The sequence below is a fragment of the Cohnella cholangitidis genome, assembly GCF_014107495.1.
In the GTDB taxonomy this organism is placed as follows: Bacteria; Bacillota; Bacilli; order Paenibacillales; family Paenibacillaceae; genus Cohnella; species Cohnella cholangitidis.
On sequence record NZ_CP041969.1, the window covers coordinates 5477704 to 5503650 of the forward strand.

23 protein-coding genes are annotated in these 25947 nt (G+C 50.3%); 21 read left to right on the plus strand and 2 right to left on the minus strand.

Translation table 11 applies throughout. The features are described from left to right. Positions 1-4 precede the first annotated feature (4 nt). From FPL14_RS25080 to FPL14_RS25120, 9 genes are all read left to right on the plus strand, one after another. Positions 5-1516, plus strand: coding sequence for a glycoside hydrolase family 43 protein (locus FPL14_RS25080; RefSeq protein ID WP_182300288.1), 1512 nt, complete (start codon positions 5-7; stop codon positions 1514-1516). A 142-nt stretch (positions 1517-1658) separates the two neighbouring features. Then, the gene (locus FPL14_RS25085; protein WP_267875445.1) at positions 1659-2738 is read left to right on the plus strand and encodes a response regulator transcription factor; all 1080 of its coding nucleotides are present in this window, start codon (positions 1659-1661) and stop codon (positions 2736-2738) included. 18 nt (positions 2739-2756) lie between these two features. Continuing rightward, a complete protein-coding gene (locus tag FPL14_RS25090) occupies positions 2757-3278 on the plus strand; it encodes a hypothetical protein (RefSeq protein WP_182300290.1) in 522 nt (173 codons plus the stop codon). Then, positions 3254-4561 (plus strand): sensor histidine kinase, encoded by a 1308-nt coding sequence (locus FPL14_RS25095; RefSeq protein WP_182300291.1) that lies wholly within the window; start codon positions 3254-3256, stop codon positions 4559-4561. Before FPL14_RS25090 ends, FPL14_RS25095 begins: the two co-directional genes overlap by 25 nt. Beyond that, positions 4536-5381, plus strand: a complete 846-nt coding sequence (locus FPL14_RS25100; RefSeq protein WP_182300292.1) for a response regulator — start codon at positions 4536-4538, stop codon at positions 5379-5381. Before FPL14_RS25095 ends, FPL14_RS25100 begins: the two co-directional genes overlap by 26 nt. After that, a complete protein-coding gene (locus FPL14_RS25105) occupies positions 5378-5635 on the plus strand; it encodes a helix-turn-helix domain-containing protein (protein ID WP_182300293.1) in 258 nt (85 codons plus the stop codon). Before FPL14_RS25100 ends, FPL14_RS25105 begins: the two co-directional genes overlap by 4 nt. A 302-nt stretch (positions 5636-5937) precedes the next feature. After that, on the plus strand, positions 5938-7482 hold the full coding sequence (locus FPL14_RS25110; RefSeq protein WP_324617843.1) for an ABC transporter substrate-binding protein: 1545 nt from the start codon (positions 5938-5940) through the stop codon (positions 7480-7482). 70 nt (positions 7483-7552) lie between these two features. Further along, the gene (locus FPL14_RS25115) at positions 7553-8527 is read left to right on the plus strand and encodes an ABC transporter permease (protein WP_182300294.1); all 975 of its coding nucleotides are present in this window, start codon (positions 7553-7555) and stop codon (positions 8525-8527) included. Positions 8528-8539: 12 nt separating this feature from the next. Beyond that, positions 8540-9460 (plus strand): carbohydrate ABC transporter permease, encoded by a 921-nt coding sequence (locus FPL14_RS25120; RefSeq protein WP_182300295.1) that lies wholly within the window; start codon positions 8540-8542, stop codon positions 9458-9460. A gap of 228 nt (positions 9461-9688) precedes the next feature. Here FPL14_RS25120 and FPL14_RS25125 read toward each other — a convergent pair whose 3' ends face one another. Then, on the minus strand, positions 9689-10270 hold the full coding sequence (locus FPL14_RS25125) for a TetR/AcrR family transcriptional regulator (protein WP_182300296.1): 582 nt from the start codon (positions 10268-10270) through the stop codon (positions 9689-9691). A 166-nt stretch (positions 10271-10436) separates the two neighbouring features. On the opposite strand from FPL14_RS25125, the gene FPL14_RS25130 reads away from it, so the two are divergent. From FPL14_RS25130 to FPL14_RS25140, 3 genes are all read left to right on the plus strand, one after another. Beyond that, positions 10437-11630: an MFS transporter gene (locus FPL14_RS25130; protein WP_182304157.1), complete on the plus strand. Its 1194-nt coding sequence runs from the start codon at positions 10437-10439 to the stop codon at positions 11628-11630. 71 nt (positions 11631-11701) lie between these two features. Then, complete coding sequence (locus tag FPL14_RS25135) at positions 11702-12463, plus strand: SDR family oxidoreductase (RefSeq protein ID WP_182300297.1); 762 nt, start codon at positions 11702-11704, stop codon at positions 12461-12463. Positions 12464-12618: 155 nt separating this feature from the next. Beyond that, positions 12619-13203 (plus strand): TetR/AcrR family transcriptional regulator, encoded by a 585-nt coding sequence (locus tag FPL14_RS25140; protein WP_182300298.1) that lies wholly within the window; start codon positions 12619-12621, stop codon positions 13201-13203. 83 nt (positions 13204-13286) lie between these two features. Here FPL14_RS25140 and FPL14_RS25145 read toward each other — a convergent pair whose 3' ends face one another. Further along, a complete protein-coding gene (locus FPL14_RS25145; protein ID WP_229263666.1) occupies positions 13287-13865 on the minus strand; it encodes a TetR/AcrR family transcriptional regulator in 579 nt (192 codons plus the stop codon). Between the two features lie 211 nt (positions 13866-14076). On the opposite strand from FPL14_RS25145, the gene FPL14_RS25150 reads away from it, so the two are divergent. The 9 genes from FPL14_RS25150 (at position 14077) to FPL14_RS25190 (ending at position 25929) form a co-directional block, all read left to right on the plus strand. Beyond that, on the plus strand, positions 14077-15588 hold the full coding sequence (locus FPL14_RS25150) for a DHA2 family efflux MFS transporter permease subunit (RefSeq protein WP_182300299.1): 1512 nt from the start codon (positions 14077-14079) through the stop codon (positions 15586-15588). A gap of 255 nt (positions 15589-15843) precedes the next feature. Further along, positions 15844-17331, plus strand: coding sequence for an MBOAT family O-acyltransferase (locus tag FPL14_RS25155; RefSeq protein WP_182300300.1), 1488 nt, complete (start codon positions 15844-15846; stop codon positions 17329-17331). An 11-nt stretch (positions 17332-17342) separates the two neighbouring features. Then, positions 17343-18497: a hypothetical protein gene (locus FPL14_RS25160; protein ID WP_182300301.1), complete on the plus strand. Its 1155-nt coding sequence runs from the start codon at positions 17343-17345 to the stop codon at positions 18495-18497. 209 nt (positions 18498-18706) lie between these two features. Next, positions 18707-20863 carry an ATP-binding cassette domain-containing protein gene (locus FPL14_RS25165; protein WP_182300302.1) on the plus strand — a complete coding sequence of 719 codons (2157 nt, stop codon included), beginning with the start codon at positions 18707-18709 and terminating at the stop codon, positions 20861-20863. Next, positions 20860-21360 (plus strand): hypothetical protein, encoded by a 501-nt coding sequence (locus FPL14_RS25170; RefSeq protein ID WP_182300303.1) that lies wholly within the window; start codon positions 20860-20862, stop codon positions 21358-21360. The genes FPL14_RS25165 and FPL14_RS25170 overlap by 4 nt, the downstream gene beginning before the upstream one ends. A gap of 246 nt (positions 21361-21606) precedes the next feature. Then, positions 21607-22113, plus strand: coding sequence for a hypothetical protein (locus tag FPL14_RS25175; protein ID WP_182300304.1), 507 nt, complete (start codon positions 21607-21609; stop codon positions 22111-22113). A gap of 657 nt (positions 22114-22770) precedes the next feature. Further along, positions 22771-24108 (plus strand): ABC transporter substrate-binding protein, encoded by a 1338-nt coding sequence (locus tag FPL14_RS25180; protein ID WP_182300305.1) that lies wholly within the window; start codon positions 22771-22773, stop codon positions 24106-24108. A gap of 87 nt (positions 24109-24195) precedes the next feature. Continuing rightward, positions 24196-25086, plus strand: a complete 891-nt coding sequence (locus FPL14_RS25185) for a carbohydrate ABC transporter permease (protein WP_182300306.1) — start codon at positions 24196-24198, stop codon at positions 25084-25086. A gap of 3 nt (positions 25087-25089) precedes the next feature. After that, a complete protein-coding gene (locus FPL14_RS25190) occupies positions 25090-25929 on the plus strand; it encodes a carbohydrate ABC transporter permease (protein ID WP_182300307.1) in 840 nt (279 codons plus the stop codon). The last annotated feature ends 18 nt before the right edge of the window (positions 25930-25947 follow it).

Here is a 25947-nt window from a genome sequence, read left to right on the forward strand (position 1 = left end):
ACGGATGAGCAAGACAACGATTACGAATCCGGTCATCTGGGCGGATGTCCCGGATATAAGCGTGATTCGGGTAGGAACCGTCTACTATATGGTAAGCACGAGCATGCATTCGATGCCCGGCTGCCCTATCATGAAATCGGAAAACCTGATGCACTGGGAGATCGTGAATTATGTTTTCGAGACCCTTGAGGATAACGACGCCCACAATTTGCTGGACGGCAAAGGTATCTATGGCCAGGGCTCATGGGCCGCAAGCCTTCGCCATCATGAAGGCATGTTCTACGTTTGCTTCTCGTGCAACGACATGAATCGCTTTTACGTTTACAGGACAGCGGACATCGAGAACGGTCCATGGGAACGTTTCGTCATTCCAGGTCTTCACCATGATCCGGCCCTGCTGTTCGACGAAAGCGGCGTATTTGTGATCTATGGCAACGGCGAAATCCGAATTGCGGAGCTGACGGCCGATGCGACGGCCCATAAACCCGGCGGCGTCAATCAGTTGCTGTTCGAGACGGAACGAGACGGGATCGGACTCCGGTGCGAGGGCTGCCATGCGTACAAGTTGGACGGCTATTATTACCTGTTTTACATCGAATGGCCGAGCACGGGGAACCGCCGCCGTAGGCAGCTGGTCTATCGTTCGCGCGAGCTGCTTGGCCCCTACGAGCGCAGAATACTGCTCGACGACGACATGGGGTACCGCAACAACGGCATCGCGCAGGGCGGCATTGTCGACACGCCCGCCGGAGACTGGTATGCCGTGCTGTTTCAGGACCACGATGCGGTCGGCCGGATTCCTTGCGTGCTACCTGTCTCTTGGGAGAACGGTTGGCCAGTTTTCGGCGAGGAGGGAAAGGTGCCCGCGTCATTCGAAGTGCCGCTGCCGGGCTCGAACCCGAAGCCGCTCGTGATCAGCGACGAATTCGATTACGCGTTTGACAAGCTGGCGCTGAATTGGCAATGGAATCACAATCCTGATAACTCGCTGTGGTCCGTAACAGAGCGGCCGGGCTGGCTGCGGTTGCGGACAGGGCATCTTGCCAGAAGTGTCGAATTTGCCCGTAATACCTTGACGCAGCGGACGGAGGGTCCGACATGCAACGCTTCAACGATGATCGATGCGGCGGGGATGAAGCCGGGAGACCGAGCCGGTTTGGTCGCGCTGGCCTTCCACTTCGGTGCGGTCGGCATCCTGGCTAACGAGAATGGAGAATACCGCGTCATTATGAGCGTCAAAGGTGACGATGGCGGCGAGGACACGGTCGAAAGCCATCCTTACGCGGACAGTCTGATTTACATAAAAATCGAATGCCATTTCGAGGACAGCGCGGACTTCGCTTACTTCTTCTATTCGGCTGACGGCGAAACATGGCGCGAGATCGGACAGCCTCTGAAGATGAAGTATACGCTGCATCATTTCATGGGCTACCGGTTTGGACTGTATAACTATGCCGTGAAAGAAACCGGCGGTTACGCCGACTTCCATTATTTTCGGTATGCGAGGAGGAGTTGACACCCAGAACATAGATTTCGTTCGCGCTTATTTCTAATCTGAAATTATAAAAATTTGAATTTCTTCATATGAAAACGCATTCATATACCATGGTATAATAAAGATTATTTTCGGAGGGGAGAGGATCCCGATCTTCACCGTTCTGCTTGTAGACGACGAACCGCTCGTCCTGGAAGGCTTGGCGTTCATGATCGATTGGGAAAATCACGGCTTCCGCGTCTGCGGCGAAGCGTGCGATGGGGAAGAAGCGCTGGACCGGATCAAAGAGCTGAATCCCGATCTAGTCGTAACGGACATCAGCATGCCGGTCCTGGACGGGCTGCAGTTGATCGAGCACTGCGCGAATGTATTGAACGCGCCGTGCCGTTTCGTCATTCTGAGCGGGCACGACGATTTCGCCTTCGCCCAGAAGGCGCTATCGTGCGGAGTGCTTGATTACTGGTTGAAGCCGATCGACGTCGGGGAGATCCACGCTTCACTCGGGAAACTGCACAGCCGATGGTCGCATCCGGACGGAGACGATGCCGCGGATTCGCCGTCTACGGCCTCGCCGTTGGAAGCGGCTTGGACGATCCCGGATGCCGATGATCCGTTGTTCGAAGCGGAAGACCGTCTGTTACTGGCGATCCAAGCGGGCGACGGGTCGGAGATCGACGAAGCGGCCGGCCGGCTGTGCCGGCAACTGGTGCTTTCGTTCGAAGGGGATGGGGAAGCGGGTAAGGCTTTCTTGTCGAACGTGTTATTGGAATTGATATGGAAAGTGATGGAGGGAGAAATGACGAATTCGGCTTCGGAAGGCGAACATGACCTCTCGCTTCCGATTCTGCCAAACGGGGCAGCCCGCTGGCCCGACGCCTTGGCGTCTTTCGCCCGCAAGGCAGCGGAGCAATTGACGCGACAGCGGATCGTGACCGGCCCTGCATGGGAGACGGCCCGGATTATCCGGGAGCGTTACCGCGAGCCGCTTCAGTTGCGGACCATCGCAAGGATGCTTCATTTTCAACCTGCTTATCTAGGTCAGTTGTTCAAGAAGCAGATGGGTCTATCTTTCCTCGACTACGTTCACCGCACGCGGGTCGAGGCAGGCCGCAAGCTTCTGCGGCGTACGGATCTGAAAATCGCCGACGTAGCCCGGACGGTCGGATACGCGGATCCCGAGCAATTCGCCGCGAAATTCAAGCAATGGATGGACATGACCCCTTCTCAATACAAGAACGGCTGATTCGAAGGAGGCGAATGTATGCGTAAGCCGATCGGCTGGTTCAGCTTCGTCAACAACATTCCGCTCAAATGGAAGTTCACGCTTATCTACCTTCTTTGCGTTCTAGTACCGATCCTAACGATCAACGTTCTCTTTTTCCGACAAACGTCGGAGAACATTCAATCCCGGGAGCGGAACAACCTTCAGCTAACGATCGAGCGGGCAGCCAAGAAGGCGATGGACATGATCGAGGGCGGAGTTACGCTTAGCCATTCCGTGGCGACGGACCGTACATTGTACGAAGTGCTGGACAAGGAATACGCCGATATTGTCGATTTCTATGAAAGCTTCAAGGAAGTGCTGACCGGCAAGATGAGTCCGTTCATGTCCGCCTACACGTACGTTGAGAATATTTCGGTGTTCACGGAAAATCCGACGATCGTGAGCGGCGGTAATTATTTCGTGCTGGACGAAGCTGAGAAGCGTAGTCCTGGTACGAGGCAGCCTCAAATTCGCCATCGGCTGTCAACGTCCTGGTGTACGCTAGCGTTGACCCTTTGAACGCGCAAGCAAGCAAAGTATATTTCAGCATTGTGCGCAGACTGAACGAGTACCCGATGTACGGACAATATTCGAAATATTTGCGCATCGATCTTAAGCTCAGCAGCTTCGATGGGATACTGGAGCAGGAGAAGCCGTACATGACTCTCAGGCTGCTGGATCCGGAAGGCAGGCTGCTGTTTCCCTCCTCCCAATTCATGAAACAGATCAATTCATCGGACAGCGGCAACGACGACGGATTGATGTTCCAGAGCCCCTTAGGCAAGGCTTCTTATATCAGTGGTTGGACGCTTGTAGGTCTAGCGGAAGAGGACCGCTTGCAGACGGCCGCCCAGGGTTCCAAGCGCTTCATCTGGATGCTGGCCGCCATCAGCACGTTGCTGCCAACGTCGCTCATCTTCGTTATGCTGCGTTCGTACAATTATAGGATCCGCCGATTGTCCCGCCATATGGAGAAAGCGAAAAACGAGAAGTTCGATTTGATCGTACTGCGAGAAGGCAAAGACGAGATCGGCGGGCTGATCCGCAGCTACAATCGGATGGTCGCCCAGATCGAGTCTCTCATCAACGATGTCTACAAGCTCGAGATCCAGCAAAAGGACATGGAGTTGGAGCGGATCCGCGCCGAGATGAAGCTGCTGCAAAGCCAGGTAAACCCGCATTTCCTGTTCAACACGTTGAACGCCCTGCTCGTCGTCAGCGCTAAGAACGGCTATACGGAAGTGACCGGCATTATCCGCAACTTGTCCCAATTGCTTCGCCGGATGCTCAGTTGGACCGACGCCGCCGTCACGTTGCAGGATGAGCTTCATTTTACGGAAATGTATTTGAAAATCGAAAAGTTCCGGTTCTCGGACCGGTTCGACTACCTCTTCCATATCGAAGAAGAAGCGGCTAGTTGCCTAGTGCCGAAAATGTGCATCCAACCGCTTGTCGAGAATGCATGCAAGCATGGGCTGCAGGCGGTTAAAGGGCAGCGCGTGATTCGGATTGAAGCCCGGCGTACGGACACTTATTTGCATGTGCAGGTCGAAGATAACGGTAAAGGCATGGACGAGGACCGGTTGAACGAGATCCGAAGGATGATGAACGGCAGTCTCGATTCGGACGAGAACGTGGGCATGCGCAACGTCTATAAGCGGCTACGGCTCCATTACGGGGAGCGCGTAGATTTTTACATCGACAGCCGGCCGGACGAGGGTACGCGAGTCAGCTTTCGAATTCCTGCGTTGTCCGCGGATGAAGGGGGGAGAAGAAATGTACTCGGTGCTGCTGGTGGATGACGAACCGTTGGCGATCGAAGGTTTGCAAATGTTCGTTGATTGGGAGCATCTCGGCTTCCGCGTCTGCGGTGTGTGCGAGAACGGCGTCGAGGCTCTGTCCGCGGCGCGCGAGTTGAAGCCGGATGTTATCGTGACGGATATCCGGATGCCGGAGATGGACGGCTTGGAATTGATCGGGCAATTGCGCGGCGAGCGGGGAGTTTCTGCCGAATTCGTCGTGCTCAGCGCCTACGGTGAATTTGCGTTCGCCAAACGCGCCATGCAACTCGGCGTTCATCAATACTTGCTGAAGCCGGTCATCGGAGAAGAGGCGGCGGAAGTGCTGAATCAGATTCGCATGCGGCTGGATGTCCGCCGCGAGTTCCGACTGAAGGCGAGCGACGGCGGTGAAGAGCAGTCGCTGCCGGCTCTGGCCGCGCATCGTATGAAGGACGTGCTGCAGGCGATCGAAGATGCGGATCGGGTTCGGGCGGCGGACGTGATCGATAGCTTGTTCCGGGAATTGCAGGGCCGTTCGTTAGAATGGGCCGAACTGTTCGCGGGTTCCTTGACCGTCCAATGCGGCAAGCTGATTCGCGAATCCTGCGGCGATCCGGCTTTGTTGCCGCATCCCCGTCCGGACCATGTTGCATACGGGGCGGATGCCGGACCGGTATCCGTACGGAAGCGCATTCTATCGTATGCGGAGCAAGCGATCGATGCCTTGCAATCGATTCGCGAACGCAGGCCCGGCAGCACGATGACAGAGGTCGATCGGTACGTCCGCGAGAATATCGCGACCCGCTCTCGATTCGGGACGTGGCGGCGCGGTTTTATTTGAACCCCGTTTATCTAGGGAAGGCCTATCAGGATAAATTCGGCTGCGGCTTGCTCGAACGGATGCACGATTTGCGGATCGCCGACGCGTGCGAGAAGCTTCGCGGCTCAACCGAGCCGACCGGCGCTATTGCCGAGCAGGTCGGGTATGCGCATTACCATCATTTTCTGCAGCATTTCGAACGGCGGACGGGCAGGAAGCCAGCGGAATACCGGGAATCGAAAGGGGGAAACGGCAAGAACGCAACCGGAGGGTGAAACCGATTTTTAAGGGGGGTATTCCTTTATTTCATGAATTGTAACCGCATACAGGAAAGCGCTACCATGGATACAGCAAGACGAATGCGCGCCGTCTTGCGTCACATCCGCTAAGGAGGATTTAACATGGGGGTTCGTACTAGAAAAGCGGCCTTAGGGTTGCTCACGCTGATTCTGGCGTTTAGTGTCGTCGCGGCAGTTGTTCCAAGAACAACAATGAAGGCAGCTCATCGTCATCACAAAGCTCGAGTGCTTCCACGAACGAATCCAGCTCGTCTGAATCGAGTTCGGCTGATACGAAAGTGGAGCCGTTCACCATTTCCTTGTTTACGGCTGCTACGGGACCGATCCCGACGGACAACAACAAGATCTACCAGGAAATCAAGGAGCAACTCGGCGTGACTCTGAAGGAAGAATACCTGGTCGGCGATCTAGAGCAGAAGCTCGGAGTTATGATCGCCGGGGGCGATTACCCGGACATGATTACGGCGAATACGAAGCTGACGGCGGCTAAAGCGGTCATTCCGCTGGAAGACCTGATCGAGCAGCACGCGCCGAACTTGAAAAAGCATTATGGAAAAGTGTGGGAGCAATTGAAAGACCCGGCGGACGGTCACATCTACTGGCTGCCGAACTACGGGGTCTATCAAGGCGACTTCAAGCCGACGGATTACATGGGACCGGGATTCTATATCCAGAAGGCAATTCTTAAAGAATACGGTTTTCCGAAAATCAAGACGCTGGACGAATACTTTAAGCTGATCGAAGATTATGCGGCCAAGTACCCTGAGATCGACGGTCAACCGACAATCGGTTTCACAGCGCTCGCTTTCGACTGGCGCGACTGGAGTCTGCGCAACGCGCCGCAGCATTTGGCCGGTCATCCGAACGACGGCGGCGTCCTCGTCGATCCGAATTCGAACGTCGCAACGCTATATTCCGCTACGGATATAGCGAAGCCTTACTATCAAAAGCTGAACGAAATCAATGCCAAAGGCTTGATGGACAAAGAAGCGTTCGCGCAAAACTTTGACCAGTATCTGGCGAAAGTGTCCAGCGGCCGCGTGCTCGGCATGTTCGACCAACGCTGGAACTTCATTGAAGCCCATAATTCACTGACCTCTCAGGGCAAGTTCGATCGTACTTACGTTGGTTTCCCACTCGTCTACGACACGAACACGAGGGACTACTATCTTGACCGTCCGCCGATCAACTTGGGCAACGGATTCGGCATCACGGTCAATGCCGAGGATCCGGTGAAAATCATCAAGTTCATCGACACGATGCTCTCGGAGAAATGGTCGAAGCGCCTCAACTGGGGCGAAGAAGGCGTAGATTATCTCGTCGGCGACAACGGACTCTATTACCGGACGCCGGAAATGCGCAAACAACAAGAAGACGTCACTTGGAAGCAGCAGTACAAGGCGGACTCGCTCTGGGGCTATCTGCCTAAGCTGGAAGGTAACTATCCGGACGGCAATGCCGACACTCCGAACAACCAGCCGGACGAATTCTTCGCGAACTTGAAGGACATCGACAAAGAGTTGATGACTGCCTACGGCTACAAAACGTGGACCGACTTCTTCTCGGCTCCGCCGGAGAACCGCGTGTCGTACCCAGCTTGGAACATCGACCTCATCGAAGGCTCCCCGGCGAAAGTCGCCAACCAGAAGATGAAGGATCTGGATTTCAAGTTCTTGCCGAAGGCGATCTTGAGCAAACCGGATAAATTCGAAGAAGTATGGTCTGATTATGTAGCTCAGATGGGCAAAGCGAATACGCAAGCTTATCTGGATCGAGTCAACGAACAACTGAAATGGCGTGCAGATACTTGGACGAGTAAATAAGACGAAGGAGGGCGGAAGGTAGGAGCGATTGTTCCGGCCTTCCGCTTCTTCGAGACAGGAGGCGGAACCGATGCCGCAGCATACGGTCCACAAGGTTGAAATCGCACCTCAGTCCGCTCAGCGGACCGATACGTTCTGGAGGAAGATGGTCCGCCAGCGACAGTTGATCATCATGTCTATCCCGATGGTGTTATACGTCCTGCTCTTCGCCTATGGTCCCCTCTGGGGCTGGCTGATGGCGTTCCAGGACTTTAAGCCAATGGCGGGAGTCTCGATCTTTGATCAGAAATGGGTCGGACTGGATCAATTCAAATTTCTGTTTCTGGATGAAGGCTTCACCCGTGTACTTCGCAATACGATCGCGATGAGCTTCATCTCGCTCATCCTTGGGTTTGGCACGGCGATCGGCTTGGCGCTGCTGCTGAACGAAATCAAGAAAACAGGTTTCAAGCGGTTAATCCAGACCATCTCGTATCTTCCGCACTTTCTATCTTGGGTTATCGTGACCGGTCTCGTCTCGATGTCGTTGTCCACCGAAAGCGGGATCGTGAACATCGTGCTCATGAAGCTCCATCTCATCAATGAACCAATTCTGTGGCTGGGCGAAGGCAAGTACTTCTGGGGAATCGTTGGGATGACCAACGTCTGGAAGGAAGTCGGCTGGAACACGATTATTTACTTGGCGGCCATTGCATCCATCGACCCGTCCCTGTATGAAGCGGCTGAAGTAGACGGCGCGGGGCGCTACCGCAAAATATGGAATATTACGTTACCCGGTATCAGGCCGATTATCATCATCCTGCTGATCATGAACGTAGGCTGGATTCTGAACGGCGGCGGTTTCGATATTCAATATTTCCTCGGCAACGGACAAGTGCTCGACTGGTCGGAAACGATCGACATCTTCGTCCTGAAGTACGGTCTCAAAATAGGGAACTACTCGCTCGGCGTCGCAGCCGGCATATTCAAAACCGTTGTCAGCATTATACTACTCTACTGCGCGAATAAAGTCGCAAAGCGTCTCGGCGAAGAGCGACTTATATAAGGGGGGCTCCGCATGCAAACGACCATCAAAAAATTCAAGACGGAGCCGTTCCTGTTTCATACGTTTAACGTCATATTCATGCTGTTCGTCGCGGTTGTCACGTTGTATCCGTTCCTCAACACGCTGGCGGTCTCATTCAACTCGGGCCTCGATACGACGCGCGGCGGCATCTACTTGTGGCCGCGGGAATGGACGTTCAAGAACTATGAAGCGGTATTCGCGACCGGCAAAGTGTACCATGCGTTCTGGGTGTCCGTCGCCCGGACCGTAATCGGCACGATAGCTAGCGTCTTCCTGACCGCTATGCTAGCGTATACGATTAGCCGTAAGGAGTATATGTTCCGCAAGCCCGTCACGCTGATTTTTATTCTTACGATGTATTTCAGCGCCGGCCTCATTCCTTCGTATTTTTTGATCAAGGATCTGCACCTGCTGAATACATTTCTTGTGTATATTCTGTTTCCGGGAGCTGGGGCAGGGCTGATCAGCGCGTTTAACATGCTTGTCGTCCGTACCTACATTCACACGCTGCCGGAAAGCTTGAACGAATCGGCTAAGATGGACGGAGCGAGCGACTACCGGATATTCTTCAGTATCATTATGCCGCTGTGTACGCCGGTGCTTGCGACGATCGCGCTGTTCACTGCCGTTGGTCAATGGAACACATGGTTCGACACGTTCATCTTCGCCTCGTCCAAGCAGAACCTGAGCACGCTTCAATTCGAGCTAATGAGGCTGTTGTCTTCATCGGTGAATTCCAATGCCAATCCGAGCTTGTCGTCTACGGCTGCCAAGGATACCGCAACGATGATAACACCGCTGTCGATCCGAGCGGCTATTACGATGGTTGCATCGGTGCCGATTCTGGTTGTATATCCGTTCCTGCAACGGCATTTCGTCTCGGGATTGCATTTGGGCAGCGTGAAGGAATGACGTCGGCGTATATGTCCGAGCGAACGCCCGCTCGTAACCCTTAATTATTTTGAACATATAAAAAAGCCCTCGAGGGGGCTTTTTTTACTTCACGCGATAATCAACGATAAACTTAGATCTAGGCAAATAGAAAAACTCAATCTCTTTTCCGGCATGCTTAATTAAACGCTCATCTTATCATGGTTGATAAGTACTCCTTCTATTTTTCTATAGTCTTTTGAAAGGCACTTACTCGATCAACTTGAGGGTAGTGTCAACGGTATTGTCTATAAACGATCGATCGGGACGGGATTTCATCATTACGGTAAGTCCGACGAGAGATACGACGAGCGTTTGCGCCAAAGCCGCGGCATTCGTCTCTTTTTTGATTTCGCCCGACCGTATGCCTAGATTGATCGTTTCTTGGAAAATAGCGGATAAGTACATCTGATGTTCTCTGGTGAGGATCTCGAATTTAGCGTCATGAGGCGCTAGCTCCACCATCGTATTGATGCAGAAACATCCCCGATGAACATCATCATCAAAGCCTTTTGCCACGACCCCCTCGAAGAAGGAACGGAACGCTTCTTTCACGGACCGGGGTTTATTTAGCTGTGCTCTAACGTTCGAAGCATGTAACTGCGTATAGTTTCGAAGCGCCGCTTCGAATAACTGCTTCTTGTCCCCGAACACCGAGTATATGCTAGGTCGTTGAATCCCCATTCTGGAAGTCAAATCGCTTAACGAGGTTGCTTCGTAACCTTTCTCCCAAAACAAATGCATGGCAGCATCCAAAGCTTTTTGTTCATCGAATTCACGTGTCCGTGCCATATTTGCGCCTCTTTTCATATCGATCAGTATGATATTATTGTACGAAAAATAATGCTCTTTTGTCAAAATATTGACGTAATAAATTAATACTGCTATAAATTTATAATAATAACTTACCGTTCGGTATGTTATAGAGGGAGGAGTGTCTTCATTGAATAAAGCGGAGATGGAATGGTTTCAAGAGAATGCGGATGCGTCGCTTTCGCGTCCGGTTATGCTGTTGATTGCGGTCGCATGCGGTATGGCGGTTGCAAACATTTATTATGCGCAGCCGCTGTTGGACGCAATTGCCGGAGATTACGGTATCGGTCAAGCGCGCATGGGATTGATCGTTACTATCACGCAGATCTGTTATGCGTTAGGCCTTATTTTTCTAGTACCTCTTGGCGATCTACTGAATCGACGCAAGTTGGTTGCCGGTATGATGTTTATCTCCGTCCTCGGCCTGATCATGGTAGGAATGGCTCCCAATCTCCCCGTTCTGTTGACGGGGTTGGCGGTGGTCGGTCTCTTCACGGTGGTCGTGCAAGTGCTTGTAGTCTATGCAGGGAGTTTGGCAGCGGCATCGGATCGTGGACGTGCCGTCGGAATGGCGACGAGCGGCGTAGTGGTCGGCCTCTTGCTGGCGCGCACCTTCGCGGGCATGATGTCCGACCTCGCGGGATGGCGTTCGGTCTATTGGGTCTCCGCGGGATTGACGTTGTTGATGGTCGGAGTATTGCTCCGGTTGTTGCCGAATGAAGACAAGTCGAAATCGCCAATCTCCTATCCTCGATTATTGAGTTCGGTTTTTGTCTTATTCGTTCAGGAACCGATCCTGCGAATCCGCGCCGTCTTAGGCATGCTGATCTTTACCGCGTTCAGTATATTGTGGACGTCGCTCGTACTGACGTTAAGCGCGCCGCCGTGGTTGCTTTCGCATTCCGCTATCGGGTCGTTCGGCCTTGCGGGCGCAGCGGGGGCAATAGCAGCGGCAAGCGCAGGACGACTGGCCGACAGGGGGCTGGGGCAGCGAACGACTGGCTTGGCGCTGGTCGTATTAGCGGGATCCTGGCTGCCCATCGGATTTACCGAACAATCGCTTGGGGCGTTGATCGTCGGAGTTATCGCCCTTGATCTTGCGGTACAAGCCGTTCACGTTACGAATCAATCATTGATATTGCGCGTGCGGCCGGAAGCTCGCAGCCGGCTTGTCGCTGGGTATATGGTTTTCTATTCGCTCGGTAGTGCTGCAGGTTCGATCGCTTCTACCGCGGTTTATTCGTCTTTTGGATGGATCGGCGTGTGCTTGCTTGGGGCTGCGGTCAGTGCGTTCGCTTTGTTGTTCTGGGCATTGAGCTTAACAATCACGCGTGCTTAGTTGACAAAGCCTCGGAAACTTCATTATAATTTTATTGAACAACTGTTCATTAACTATCAGGAGGGATTTGCATGCGTTTGGAAGGTAAAGTAGCGGTCGTTACCGGCGCCGCATCGGGCATGGGTAAAGCGATTGCCGAGCTGTACGCGAAAGAAGGAGCTAAAGTCGTCGTTTCCGATTTGAATATCGAAGGCGCGGAAGCGGTCGCGGCAGGCATTCGATCGAACGGAGGCGCGGCAGTCGCCGTCAAAACCAACGTAGCCGACCTGAATGATATTAACGCTATGATCGATACGGCCGTTAAGGAATACGGAACGCTGGACGTTCTGGTTAACAATGCCGGCATTATGGATAATATGGCCCCTGTCGGCGACGTGAACGACGAGAAATGGGATCTTATTTTCGACGTCAACACGAAAGGCGTCATGCGCGCGATTCGCAAAGCCCTCCCGATCTTCCTCGAGAAAGGCAAAGGCGTGATCATCAATACGGCATCGACGGGCGGTTTCAGCGGGGCGCATGCGGGAGCGGCATACACGGCTTCCAAGCATGCCGTTATCGGGATCACCAAAAACACGGGCTTCATGTACGCGCAGAAAGGCATTCGCTGCAACGCGATCGCGCCCGGCGCGACGATGACGAACATTGCATCGACGATGACGAACGTGAACGAGTTCGGCGCTTCGCGAACGAAGGTCACTCAAGGCGTTATTCCTCGCGTCGGATCGGCCGAAGAAATCGCGCAAGTGGCGCTGTTCCTGGCATCCGACGAATCGAGCTTCGTGAACGGCGCGGTTATCGCCGCGGACGCAGGCTGGACGGCAGGCTTCTAATTCGGAGACCCGCGGAAGTCAAGACGCAATAGAAGGCTATAAGCAGCCAGGCTGCATGTAGCCTTCTTTGCCGTATAAAGGTATTGAACAGACGAGTATGAAAGCGTACAGTAAGGGAAGCATAGCAATTGTTCAACAAGCGGGGAATAATGGACATGAACGAAAATGATTTAAGAGTCGTCAAGACGAAACAAGCCTTGCATCAGGCGCTCTTGGCCTTATTAAAAGTGAAAACGCTCGAATCGATTTCCGTGTCCGCCCTATGCCGCGAGGCCGGTATTAACAGGGGCACCTTTTATTTGCATTACAAGGACGTCGGAGCTTTGTTCGACGAGCATCTTCATTATTTGCTTCAAGATTTGGAGGAATCGTATTACGAGCCATACCGGCACGTGTCGCGAATAAATCCGAGCCATCTCGACCCTACGACGATTCGTATCTTTCATCATGTGAAGAAATACCAGCCGTTTTATGAGATCGTATTCGATAAAAAATCGCCGCTGTCCTACTACTATTCTCTGCTTATGAAAATTAAAAGCTTAATGCAGAGCAGCTCGTCGGATGATCTTATGGGCGAAAGCGAATTAGATATCTCCTTAGTGGTCGCTTACCAAGCCAATGCGATAATGGGTTTGCTTATCCAATGGAGTGCCGACGGCTTTGTCCGCAGCCCGGAATATATGAACGAACAACTCGCCAATTACTTGAGGATACAGCATAAGACGATATCGCCCGAATAATCATGAATATTTGCCGCAAATAAAACCTTTCCGTTCCAGTATGGGAGCAGGAGAGGTTTTTGCGCGTTGACGCCGCATGAACCCTAGTGGGGGCGTAATAAAGCGAACTGCTTGGCCAGATAAGTCGGAGTATACGGCATGTCGTTGCGAAGCCAAGACACGATCGTGCCGATTAAGGCGGAAGAACAATACCAGATGGCGATATCCTTCTGAATGCCCGCAGTCGTAATATAGGAGCCGCTCTCCATTTTCTCTATTCGGGCAGCGACTAATTCGGCAAGCAGCTTCAAGAGGCGCTCCGTAAAAACGGGAGCTTTTCTCGATGCGAAAATGACTTTGAAAAATTTGCCGCGCTCGGCAATATGCTCGAGCAAGCTTACCATCATCGGCCAATATTCGTCCGTGGGACTCGGATTCGCCGGGGAATCGTTCAAAGCCCGCTTTATCTCGGCAATCATCCCATCCGCCATTTTATCGAGCATATCCGGAATGTCCCGGTAATGCAGATAGAACGTAACGCGGTTGATCGTGGCCCGCTCCGCGATGCGATTGACCGTAATCTTCTCGATATCCATTTCCTCAAGCAGATCGATTAAGGCTTCTCCCAGCAGCTGGCGCGTGCGAAGGATGCGGGGGTCTGTACGGGACGTATTAGGATTCACCTTGGTTTTCTTCCTTTCCTGTTACGATCTAAACGACAATTTTGGGTGTTTCGAAGTACTTTAGCCACATAAATTACACAGTCTGCAGCCATTGTAAATTAAACTACACTTCATTAAGTTGTGTTGATTGTCAATGCGATGAATCGGTATATAATCTAGTTTATGCCGTGTTAACTATACAACACTGTGTAAATTTAGTCTACAGAGAGAAATGAAAGGATGGAGTAGGTTGAGTAACCGTACGGCAAACAGCAGTACCCTTAAAAAGGGACCAATCTTGTTCATTATGATTTTAGGCGCCTTTATTGCGACGTTGAACCAGACGATCATGAGCGTTGCCGGTCCCGAATTAATGGTCGATTTCGACATTTCGGCCGCAACGGTCCAGTGGCTGACGACGGGTTACATGTTGGTTAACGGCGTTCTGATCCCGATCACGGCGTTTCTGATGCAGCGGTTTACGACGCGAGAGCTTTTTCAAACCGCGATGTTCGTTTTCCTTGCCGGAACGATCGTATCCGCTATTGCAACCGATTTTCCTGTCCTGTTGGTAGGACGTCTGATTCAGGCAGCCGGCGCCGGAATTATTATGCCGCTCCTGATGACTGTTATCCTGACGCTCTTCCCTCCCGAGAAGAGGGGAGCCGCCATGGGCATGGTCGGGTTCGCCATTATTTTCGCCCCGGCGATCGGACCTACGCTTGCCGGATACATCATGGAAAACTATGCATGGGAAACGATGTTTTACGGAATGATTCCATTCGCTGTTATTGTTATCGCCTTAGCTTTTAAGTATTTGACGAATGTGTCGGAACGAACTTATCCCAAAGTGGACGTAACCAGCGTCATCCTGTCCACGGTCGGATTCGGCGCTCTATTGTTCGGCTTCAGCCGAGCCGGCAGCGCGGGGTGGTCGAGCGCGGAAGTGCTTGCGACAATCATTGCGGGCGTTGTATCTCTGGTCTTGTTCACCTGGAGGCAAATGGCTTCTCGCAATCCGTTGCTTGATCTCCGGGCTTTCAAGTACAACATGTTCACCTTAACGACTTTCATCAATATTGCGATTACGATGATTATGTATGCGGATATGATGCTGCTTCCTCTGTACCTCCAGAATGCCCGCGGGTTTACCGCGCTGGAGTCCGGTTTGCTGCTGCTCCCCGGAGCGCTTGTGATGGGCTTCCTCATGCCGATCACCGGAAAGCTGTTCGACCGGTTCGGAGCGAAATGGTTGGCTATCATCGGTATGGCCATCACGATCGTGACTACCATCGGCTTTATTGATTTGTCGGACTCCACAAGCTATACGTATCTCATTCTCATGTCTACGGGCCGGCGCATCGGGATGGCATTGCTGATGATGCCTGTTCAAACCGCGGGATTAAACCAGTTGCCGAACAGTCTGAATGCCCATGGTACAGCCATTTCCAATACGATCAGGCAAGTGGCCGGAGCGGTAGGCACATCGCTGTTGGTTACCGTGCTGACGACCCAGACCAAATCCCATCTTACGGATATGGCGGCTTCGGGCGCAGCCAACGGCGTTTCGCAGCAACAAATGATCGTGGAAGCTTCGATCCAAGGGATGAACGATTCGTATCTGGTTATCGTCGGCATTGGCGTAGTCGGATTGTTGCTTTCCTTCCTTCTCAAACGAGTTCCGCAAGGAGCCGAGAAAGAGTCCGAAGCGGCTTTGAAAAAGGCAAAAGTTCAAGAAGCTTAAGTTGTTGCAGAACATACAACCACCGACGGCAATCCGTCGGTGGGCGCACTAGAACCGCCAAGAAATTGGCGGTTTTTTTGTCGTTTTGGGTAACTGGAGATTAACTGTTATAAATATGCAATTTGTCATATGACAAATAAAACACATAACTCACTATTCTTACCTTCCTAATTCTAATATAATTATACGGTTACTTGCATAAGCACTGGTTCTAGTCAACTTAAATCATCAAGGCTTTATACTTGGAGCGAAGATATGTTATTTAATTCATTCGAGTTTATTTTAGTATTTTTGCCGATCGTTACTTTTGTCTATTTTTTGCTTAATAAAAAGAAATTAACGATTGCCGCGAGAGTTTGGTTGGTTATCGGCTCATTGGTTTTTTATTCTTGGTGGAATTTAAGTTATTTGCCTCTGATATTGTTGTCCATAGTCGTTAACTATGGAATTGGGTTCATTTTAAGCCATGATCATGTAAAGTTACCCCGCAAGTTTATTTTAGTGATCGGGTTGGTCTTCAATATCAGCCTGTTAGGGTACTATAAATATTCTGATTTCTTTATAACGAATACGAATGCGCTTATCGGTACGAACATCCCTTTATTAAACATCGGGTTACCTTTGGCGATTAGTTTTTTTACCTTTCAACAAATCGCTTATATCGTGGATTCTTATCGGAAAGAAACGCGGGAATTCGATTTTATTAACTACGTCCTGTTCGTAACTTTTTTCCCCCAATTAATCGCGGGTCCCATCGTACATCACAAAGAAATGATGCCCCAATTTAGAATCCTCAGAAATAAATTCGTTAATTATAGGAATCAAGCTTTAGGAATGTTCGTTTTCTCGATCGGCTTGTTCAAGAAGGTCGTATTGGCGGATACGTTTGCCGTGTGGGCCACGCAAGGCTTTGACCAATTGGATTCCTTGACTTTTGTAGAAGGATGGGTTGTCTCGCTTTCCTATACGTTTCAACTCTATTTCGATTTTAGCGGTTATATGGATATGGCTATGGGTGCCGCATTACTCTTTAATATCAAATTGCCTATTAATTTCAACTCGCCGTACAAAGCGCTCAATATTCAGGATGCTTGGAATACTTGGCATATTACCTTAAGTAAATTTTTGTATCGATATATTTATATCCCTTTAAATAAATTTTTGCTCAATAGGATCTTTACGCCCCTCGGATTGAAAAAACAAGTCATGGCGAGGACATGCTTAGGTTTAGTCTTATTATTCCTAATTAGCGGCTTCTGGCACGGAGCCGGGTGGACCTTCGTGTTATTTGGATTATTTCATGGGATAGCGATGGTTATTCACCGGTATTGGAAGTTAACGAAAATCAAGATGAACAAAATTTTGGCTTGGTTGATTACTTTTAATTTCATCAATTTGAACTTTGTCTTTTTTAGAGCGACAAGTATGGAGGATGCTTTCAAGGTTTTAAGGGGGATGGCCGGATTAAACGGAATCGTTGTTCCGACTAAGCTCGTGGAAGCTTTGCCGAGCTTGGCCCAATTGAATTTCTTGGAGTTCGGGGGCACGCCTCTAAATGATGTATCTTCGGCATTTAAATATATCTTCATCGGTTTTGTTCTTGTTCTAGGCTTTAAGAACTCGGGTCAGTTAATGGAAAAGTTCAAACCGACCTGGTATTTGCTTCTGTACACCGTTATCCTCTTCATTTATTCCTTGCTTAACATGACGAAGGTGAGCGAGTTTCTATACTTTAATTTCTAGAGGGACACGACATGAGAAAATATAAAAAATGGGTTTACACGGCACAAGGACTGCTCATCGCGTCTATCGTACTGATTGTCGCATTTAACTATGTAGTGGATCCCTATCAAATTTATCGAACGCCGACCGCAACAGGGTTTAATCTTAAGAAACTATCGAATCAAGAATATTTGTGGAAAGCCAGGCTTATAGCCGATAATAAACCGGACGTGATCTTTCTAGGTTCATCTAGGACTAGCCGAGGTCTTGATCCGGAATATTATACGCAAATAACGGGAGACCAAGCATTTAATATTGGTCTGTCGGGCGCCAATGTATATGTTGAACTGCGGTACTTAGAATATGCATTATTGAATAATAAATCGTTGAAGACAGTATATGTCGGTTTGGATTTTGAAGGCTTTAACAAATATAGCGAAACGACCATGTTAGATGGAAAAAGATTGGAATCCGTTTCCTATATTAAAAATGATCTGTTATCGACGTTGTTTACCAAGCAATCTTTATTAGATAGTATTAGAGTATTGAAAATGAATAGGTCGATTATTCCACCGAATGTTGATGAGTTTTTATCTAATGGCAGTAATAGCGAGGTAGGGCTTGTTACTCGGAATCAACAGCTTCTGGAACGACAACAGAACCGATTCTTTGATCATCTCAAAGATCATCTAGACAGCAAGCAAATTTATGCGAATTACGAGTTATCACATCAACACTTAGATGCTTTTCGAAAAATCGTCTCGTTATGTTCCGAAAACAATGTTGATCTGCACGTGTTTATTCAACCATCACATGCGTTGCAATGGGAAGGAATACAAACCTCGGGACTATGGGGCGAATTCGAAGAATGGAAAAGAGAGGTCGTAACCATAACGGAAGTGTGGGATTTCTCGGGCTATAATTCCATCACAACGAGCCCGCCCGATCGCTTCGATACGTACTTGGACCAATCGCATTATCGCAAGCACATAGGTAATTATGTCTTTAATAGAACGTTGCATATTAACGAAGAAAGCGTACCTGATGATTTTGGGTTCTTACTGACTCGAGACAATATTGAAGAACAATTAACGAGGATAAGGAACGAAAGAGACAAGTGGGAAAAAGCCAATCCAGACATCGTTATGAAGGTTGAGGAGCTGAAAGCGAGTTCTCCGTTGCCATAATTGTCTGTCATAGAATTGCAAAAAAAGGCGTGGCCATTATGGCTTCGCTTTTTTTCTTCCAAAAAACAAACCAATCTCAAACCAAACCTGACATGAAGCGCTTTCTTTTTAGTTTGTCTGCAGATTGCACAGATAATATAGAAGATGCAAGCTGTACTCGCCAATGGTACTGCTTAACGATCAGATTCCCTAATGAAGGAGACTTGCCGATGCTCTTCAAGACCATTGCCGCGTACATAAGGTCGTCTCCGATTCTATTCGCGCTAATTACGATGGGAGGGCTGTTCGGGCTTCTCTTTCATTACTTATCCGCTCTGAGTTACAAATACTTGATCGATAAGGCTTTGATTCCCAAGGATGCTTCCGTGCTTGCCGTCATTGTGGGATCATTGCTTCTGCTCGGGTTTCTAAGCGTATTAACCGGTATTGCCGGAGACTATGCCAAGGCGAAGCTGGGCAGCAAGCTCGTTTTCGAATATCGAATGAAGCTGTTCAAGCATATGCAGATGCAATCGCATCGCTTCTACGAAAGGTTCGGTCTCGGAGATCTACTCGCTAGATACAGGGAGGATATCCCGAACATTCAGATGGCAGCGCTCCAGACACTCTCATCCGGGTTAATATCGGCACTGAGCGTAGTGGTCGGTCTAGCGATCTTGCTAGCGACGGATTGGAGACTGACTTTGCTTGCGATCGGCGGCTCCGTTCTGCTGTTCCTGCCCTACCGTCTGCTCAAATCCCGATCGCTCAGGTTGAACGAAGCATACTTGGGGCAATTGGGACTGTTTACCGGAGCTATCGACGAAAATATTAAAGGTTATCAGGTAATTCGAGGCTTCGACTTGAGGACAAAGATGCTCTCGCGGGTGGAAAATAATCTACGCGCCATGTTAACGCTCGGAATAAAAAGGAGTTTCGTCGATGCGAATATGAATCGTCTCCCGCTACTGGCGATTTCGATATTAACCGCGATTATTCTCGCCTACGGCAGCTTTTTGACGTTTCATGATCGGCTCTCGATCGGTTCATTTATCGCTTATAACTCTATTTTTATCACGGTGGCTCAATCTCTATTCGGCATAACGGCGCTCTTTCCTTACATCCTGAATTCGAGGACAAGCATACAGCGGCTTGATGAGGTACTGAACTGGCAACCCGATGTGACGGAGAACGGTACGCGCGAGCTCCCGCCGTTCCATCGGGAACTGGCGATGCGTAATGTGACTTTTGCCTACAAGCCAGGCGAGCCGGTGCTGGAGCAGCTCGATCTTACCATTCCGGCTACGGGCTATACTTCGATTGTCGGCGCTAGCGGGTCCGGCAAAAGCACGGTGCTCCGGTTGTTGCTTAGATTCGAAGAGCCCGCGAGCGGTAAGGTGCTGTTCGATGGCGAGGATATACGAGATTCTGCGTATGCTTCATTACTGCGGCAGGTTGGCATTGTTTTTCAAGATTCGTTCTTGTTTAACGGTACGATCCGCGACAATATTCTCGTAGGCAAACCGGATGCGGAGCAGCGGGAGATCGAGGAGGCTTCCAGGTCGGCGGGCATTCACGATACGATCGTCGGCTTCAAGGACGGGTACGATACGGTAATTCGCAATCAAGGCGATAACCTGTCTGGCGGACAGAGGCAGCGAATCGCGCTGGCTAGAGCGCTCATCCGCAAACCGGCTATTCTGTTTCTAGATGAAGCGACCTCGGCATTGGACCCCGAGACGGAACGGGAGGTCAATGAAACGATCCTCTCGCTTACGCAGAGCCGGGCGGTTATCTCCGTAACCCATCGCTTGGCGTACGCGGCCATGTCCGACCGGATTATCGTACTTGAGAAAGGAAGAGTAGCCGAGTCCGGACCTCATGAGAACTTAATTAAGAAAAAGGGAATATATCGCCGAATGTGGGACAAGCAGCAAGGGTTCGTGCTGTCTAAGGGCGCCGCTCGGGTGGAATCGGCACGGCTTGGTCAACTCCCTTTCTTCGAGGGACTTGAGCATGCGGCGCTAGACGAGATTTCCCGATTATTCGTCATGGAGAGATTCGAAGCCGGCGTTCGCGTAGTGGAGCAGGGAGATAAAGGAGATAAATTCTACATTATCGTACGGGGGAAAGTAGAAGTTATCGTTCAGTCAGGGGAAACGGGAGAGAGCAAGAAAGTAGCGGTGCTGGAAGACGGAGATCATTTCGGAGAGATTGCTTTGTTGCATAACGTACCGAGAACGGCTACCGTTGCGGCCTATTCGCCTTGCGTATGCCTGGCTTTGTCTAGCGAAGACTTCCATCCGTTAATGGTGCGATTCCCGCATGTTCGCGAGTCGCTTGAGGCTTCGCTCCGGATCCGAAATCAAAGGAGTGCATCGCAATGATAACTTGGAAAAATGCCGAGTCGGAAATCGATAGAGAAGAAGGTATTCAATTTCTATGCCGGCACGGAACCGACCTCGGTTTGCTATATAACTGGAGTACGGTAATGAATTCGCTTCATTACTCCATGGAAGATAACGGATTCCTGATCGGAACGGACGGCGATGACCGAGTCGCGGCCGTATTGGCGCATACGGTGGGGACGTTAGAGGACGGGTACAAGGATAGAGCGCGAATCGAGATTCATCTCGTGCACATCGAGGAACGTTGGAGAGGCGGGGCGACTCTCTTGTCCATGCTGCGCATGTTCGCGCGGAAGTTGCTGGAATCGACCGGAGAGGTCAGAGAAGTCGTCTTTTTTGCGCCTTCTACCGACGCGAATAGGCGAAGGTTCGGCAAGTTGGCGACGCTTACGAAGACGACGGAGCCGCCATGCGGAACGCTCGACTTCTATACGGTCTCGATGGATCGTTTGCTTAAATTCGATGCAAGCCTTTGAGCGTAGCGGCTCTCTACATAGTCTCGAATGGCCGACAAATCTGCCGGCCACCGAGGATGATCCATCTCTTACATCTGAGCCGTGTCTCTTACAACCCCTGACGCCATTGGCGCGTTGCATGCCGGAGCTCCCATCGTAACACCTCCTCAAAATGGATTAAATAGAAATATAATCTATATAATTTGAATATGCAACATAAAATAGTATTTTGTCGAAAGACACGATAAGAGAGGGGATGACGGCTAGATGGTGCAGATTGAGTTATGCGAAACGAACGGACAATGGAGCAGGTTTACGGACTTTTACGTTACCCATAGGCAGCGGATCATACCCGGTTACCCGGTAAGCAACGCGCTCGTCGATATCAAAAATTACATTCGGAATGGAAGGGGAGCCATTCTAATGGAAGAGACTAATCAAGTGATCGGCATAGGAAGCTTCGTGCTCGGGCTAGAGGATCAGGGGTTTAAACATAAAGAGATCGCCGTGCTAGGCAACAGTTATTTCGTGGACAAGTATCAGAGCAATCGCACCTTTATAAGAGGGCTTCAAGTGTTAGCTGATCAGATCGGGGATATGAATGAGGACGTGAAAGAAGTGCGGATCCCGACGTCGGCCGATAATGCCTATACGAACGGGCTTTATCGGAAGATCGCGGATAAGGTAGAAACCGTTGAATCGCGTTACGGCACCATCAACACGTACTCTACGACCTATGAGGATTTCGTAAGCTTCTGCAAAAGATTCCGTTGACTTGTGGGGATTAACTAACGATTAAAGGGACGAAGCAGAGAATTTCTCTGCTTCGTCCCTTTTTGGGTCAAATAAATGGAAATATCGTTATTACTTACGTCTCTAAGGTGCAGATCGGAGCGAGTTAGTCGACAAAACCGACTAATTCCACCCCCGGTAGTCCTTCTCGGAGCGAGATAGTCGATAAAACCGATTAATTCCACCCCCGGTGGTCCTTCTCGAAGCGAGATAGTCGATAAAACCGACTAATTCCACCCCCGGTGGTCTTCTCGGAGCGAGATAGTCGATAAAACTGACTAATTCCACCCCCGGTGGTCCTTCTCGGAACGAGATAGTCGACAAAACCGACTAATTCCACCTCGGTGATCCTTCTCGGAGCGAGTTAGCGAGGAATCCGACTAATAGGGTTGTGCGAATTCGAGGAGACCTGAGTAGTAACGAAATATCCATTTATTCTTCGGTTGGACTACCGTTTCTAGAGAATAACTGGATATGTACATTTATCTCAGGTCCAGTTAAGTCGATAAATCCAAACGGGTAACTAATCAAAGTACATTACTGATTATTCTTAAGCATTCCCTTACTTTTGTTTATGTCTTTCGCTTCTTTCCTATCCTACAATGAAAAGGCATTCAAACATTAAGGAGGGTTAGCTTCATGTTCAACAAAAAAGCAATCACCGCGACTTTGCTTGCTTCAATGATGCTGGTAGCCGCTTGTTCGGGCGGCAATAACGAGCCGGGCAAGGAGAGCGCGGCATCGCAGCCTGCGGGTTCGGCACCCGCGAATAGCGGCAAGACGGTTGAGCTTCGGATGTCTTGGTGGGGTTCCGATGAGAGACATGAAAAAACGCAGAAGGTCATCGAACTGTTCGAGCAAAAAAATCCAGGCGTCAAAATCACGGGCGAGTATTCCGGATTCGACGGATATATGGACAAGCTGAACACTCAGATCGCCGCTGGCAACGCCCCGGATTTGATCCAAATGGGCGGAAATATAAAAGAATACGTAGATAAAAAAGCTTTGCTCGATCTTACGCCTTACGTGGGCAACGTCCTGCACGTGGATGACTTTAACGGAGGTTTGGTGAAAGCGGCTTCCTTCGACGAGAAGCTGTACGGCGTCACGCTGGGCGTAAGCTCTTCCGCGTTGATGTACAACGCAAGCATGTTCGAGAAAGCGGGCGTGCCGCTTCCGACGGACAAGTGGAATTATGACGATTTCAAAAATTCGGTCATCCAGATCGCGCAAAAACTGGGCAAAGGAAATTACGGTTCGTACGATCTCTCCAGCGATGCGGCTACGCTTGCTTCTTTCCTTGGAAGCAACGGCAAAGAATTGTATCGCGACGGCGAGCGCCACTTCGACAATCAGGATATGATCAACTGGTTCGCGTTGTGGGATGAACTGCGTAAAGCGGGAGCGATCGTGCCTGCTGACGTTCAAGTCGCGAACCCGCCGACGGCCGTCGACAAATCCCTTGTCGTTAAAGGCCAAGTCGCTATTCAGCAAGCATCGGCTTCCCAAATCTTCGGCTTCCAGGAGCTGACGCAAGACAAATTGGCATTGAGCGTATTCCCTTACGGACCAGCCGGTAGCGGTATGGTTCCGCCGATCTCCGGACAATTCATCACTTCGTACTCCGGTACCGAGCATCCGGAAGAAGTGGCGAAATTCATGGACTTCATGGTGAACGATCCCGAAGCGGGAGTGATCTTGGGCAGCACGCGCGGCGTTCCGCCGGCAGGCAAAATACGGGATGTACTGTCCGCGCAAGCTACGCCGGTCGACAAGGTGTTGTACGATTACATTTCGTTGGTAAGCGACACAGCTCCCGAAATCGAATATCAGCAATTCCCTCTGGACAACGAATTCATTAAGCTGTTGCAACTAACAAGCGAGAAGATCGCGTTCGGCGCTCAGCCGATCGATTCCTCGGTCGAAGAATTCATGTCGGAAATGGACAAACTGCTGGCTAAATCGAAAGCGCAATAATACGCATTACACGCGACACCAAGAGAAAACGGGAGTTTGGGGAGCCCATGCAAGGCTCCCCTTTCCTAAGATAGGAGAGCTGCTCATATGCAGAAATACAAAACCTACGCAGCCGGGTATTTGTTTCTGTTGCCATGGTTGATCGGTTTGTTTTTTCTTTACTTAAGCCCGATCTTCGCATCTTTGTATTTGTCCTTTACGAAGTATGACTTGCTTACGGCACCGAAATGGATCGGCTTCGACAACTATAAGACGATGTTCACGGACGATTACCGGCTGGGCGATTCGATCAAGGTTACTTTCCAATACGTGTTGCTATCGGTTCCTTTCCGGTTGGCATTCGCGCTTGGACTGGCTATGCTGCTTAATCAAGGAATGAAATTTCTCGGATTATATCGCACGATCTACTACATTCCTTCCCTGCTTGGAGGAAGCGTTGCCATATCCGTTCTGTGGAAGCAAGTGTTCGACAAAGAAGGGATTTTCAATCAGGCACTGGCCTACTTCGGAATCGAGGGACCCAATTGGATCGCCGATCCGAAATACGCGATTTATTCTTTGATCGGATTATCGGTATGGCAGTTCGGAGCCGTCATGATCATTTTCCTGGCCGGGCTCAAGCAGATTCCTCAGGAACTGTACGAGGCCGCGACCGTAGACGGGGCCGGCATTTTCCGGAAATTCTCGAAGATCACGATGCCGCTGTTAACGCCCGTTATTTTCTTTAATTTGACTATTACGTTGATTCAGTCGTTCCAAACGTTCACCAAAGCTTTCATTATAAGCAACGGTTCGGGCGGTCCGATCAATTCGACTTTGCTCTATTCCTTATACTTGTATATTAAGGGCTTCACATTCTTGGACATGGGATACGCTTCCGCGATGGCATGGTTGCTGCTGGTCATTATCGCGGCTTTCACCGGTCTATTGTTCTTGACTTCCCGTTACTGGGTTTATTATTCGGATGGGAGGGATTAAACGATGGCCATCAGTAAACCATTTAAATCCGTGCTGTTCCATGCGATCGTGTTGGGGTGCGGACTGTTGATGCTATACCCGGTATTCTGGCTGATCAGCAGTTCGATGAAACCGACTACGGAAATCTTCACTTCCAAAGGCTTATGGCCTTCATCCTTTACGTTAGAGCATTATTCGGATGGGTGGTTCGGTCTACGGAACATTCAGTTCGGACGGTTTTTTCTTAATTCTATGCTGCTGTGCGTAGTAGCCGTAATCGGGACGGTTCTGAGCTCTTCCATGGCGGCGTTCTCGTTCGCGCGAATCAACTTCCCGCTGAAAAACCTGCTGTTCGCGCTGATGCTAGGTACGATTATGCTCCCGGGACACGTTACGCTGATTCCTCAATATATCATGTTCCATAAAATCGGCTGGGTAGATACTTTTCTGCCGCTCATGGCGCCTAAGTTCGTCGGAGATGCCTTCTTCGTCTTCTTGATCGTCCAATTCATCAGGGGAATCCCGAAAGAACTGGACGAGAGCGCGAAAATCGACGGCTGCGGCTGGTTTACGCTCTACTTCCGCATCATCATGCCGCTTAGCCTGCCTGCTCTCATGACGGCCGCGATTTTTACGTTCATGGGTACTTGGGACGATTTCTTCGGTCAATTGATTTACTTGAGCGACATTAAGAAATTCACGGTACCGCTCGGCTTGCGTCTCTTCCTCGATTCCAGCGGAAGCTCTAACTGGGGAGCCGTGTTCGCCATGTCGGTTCTGTCCATCGTACCAAGCCTTGTCATCTTCTTCGTAGGGCAGAAATACTTTACCCAAGGCATCGCGACAACCGGATTGAAAGGTTAAAATGGTCGTAAAGACTTT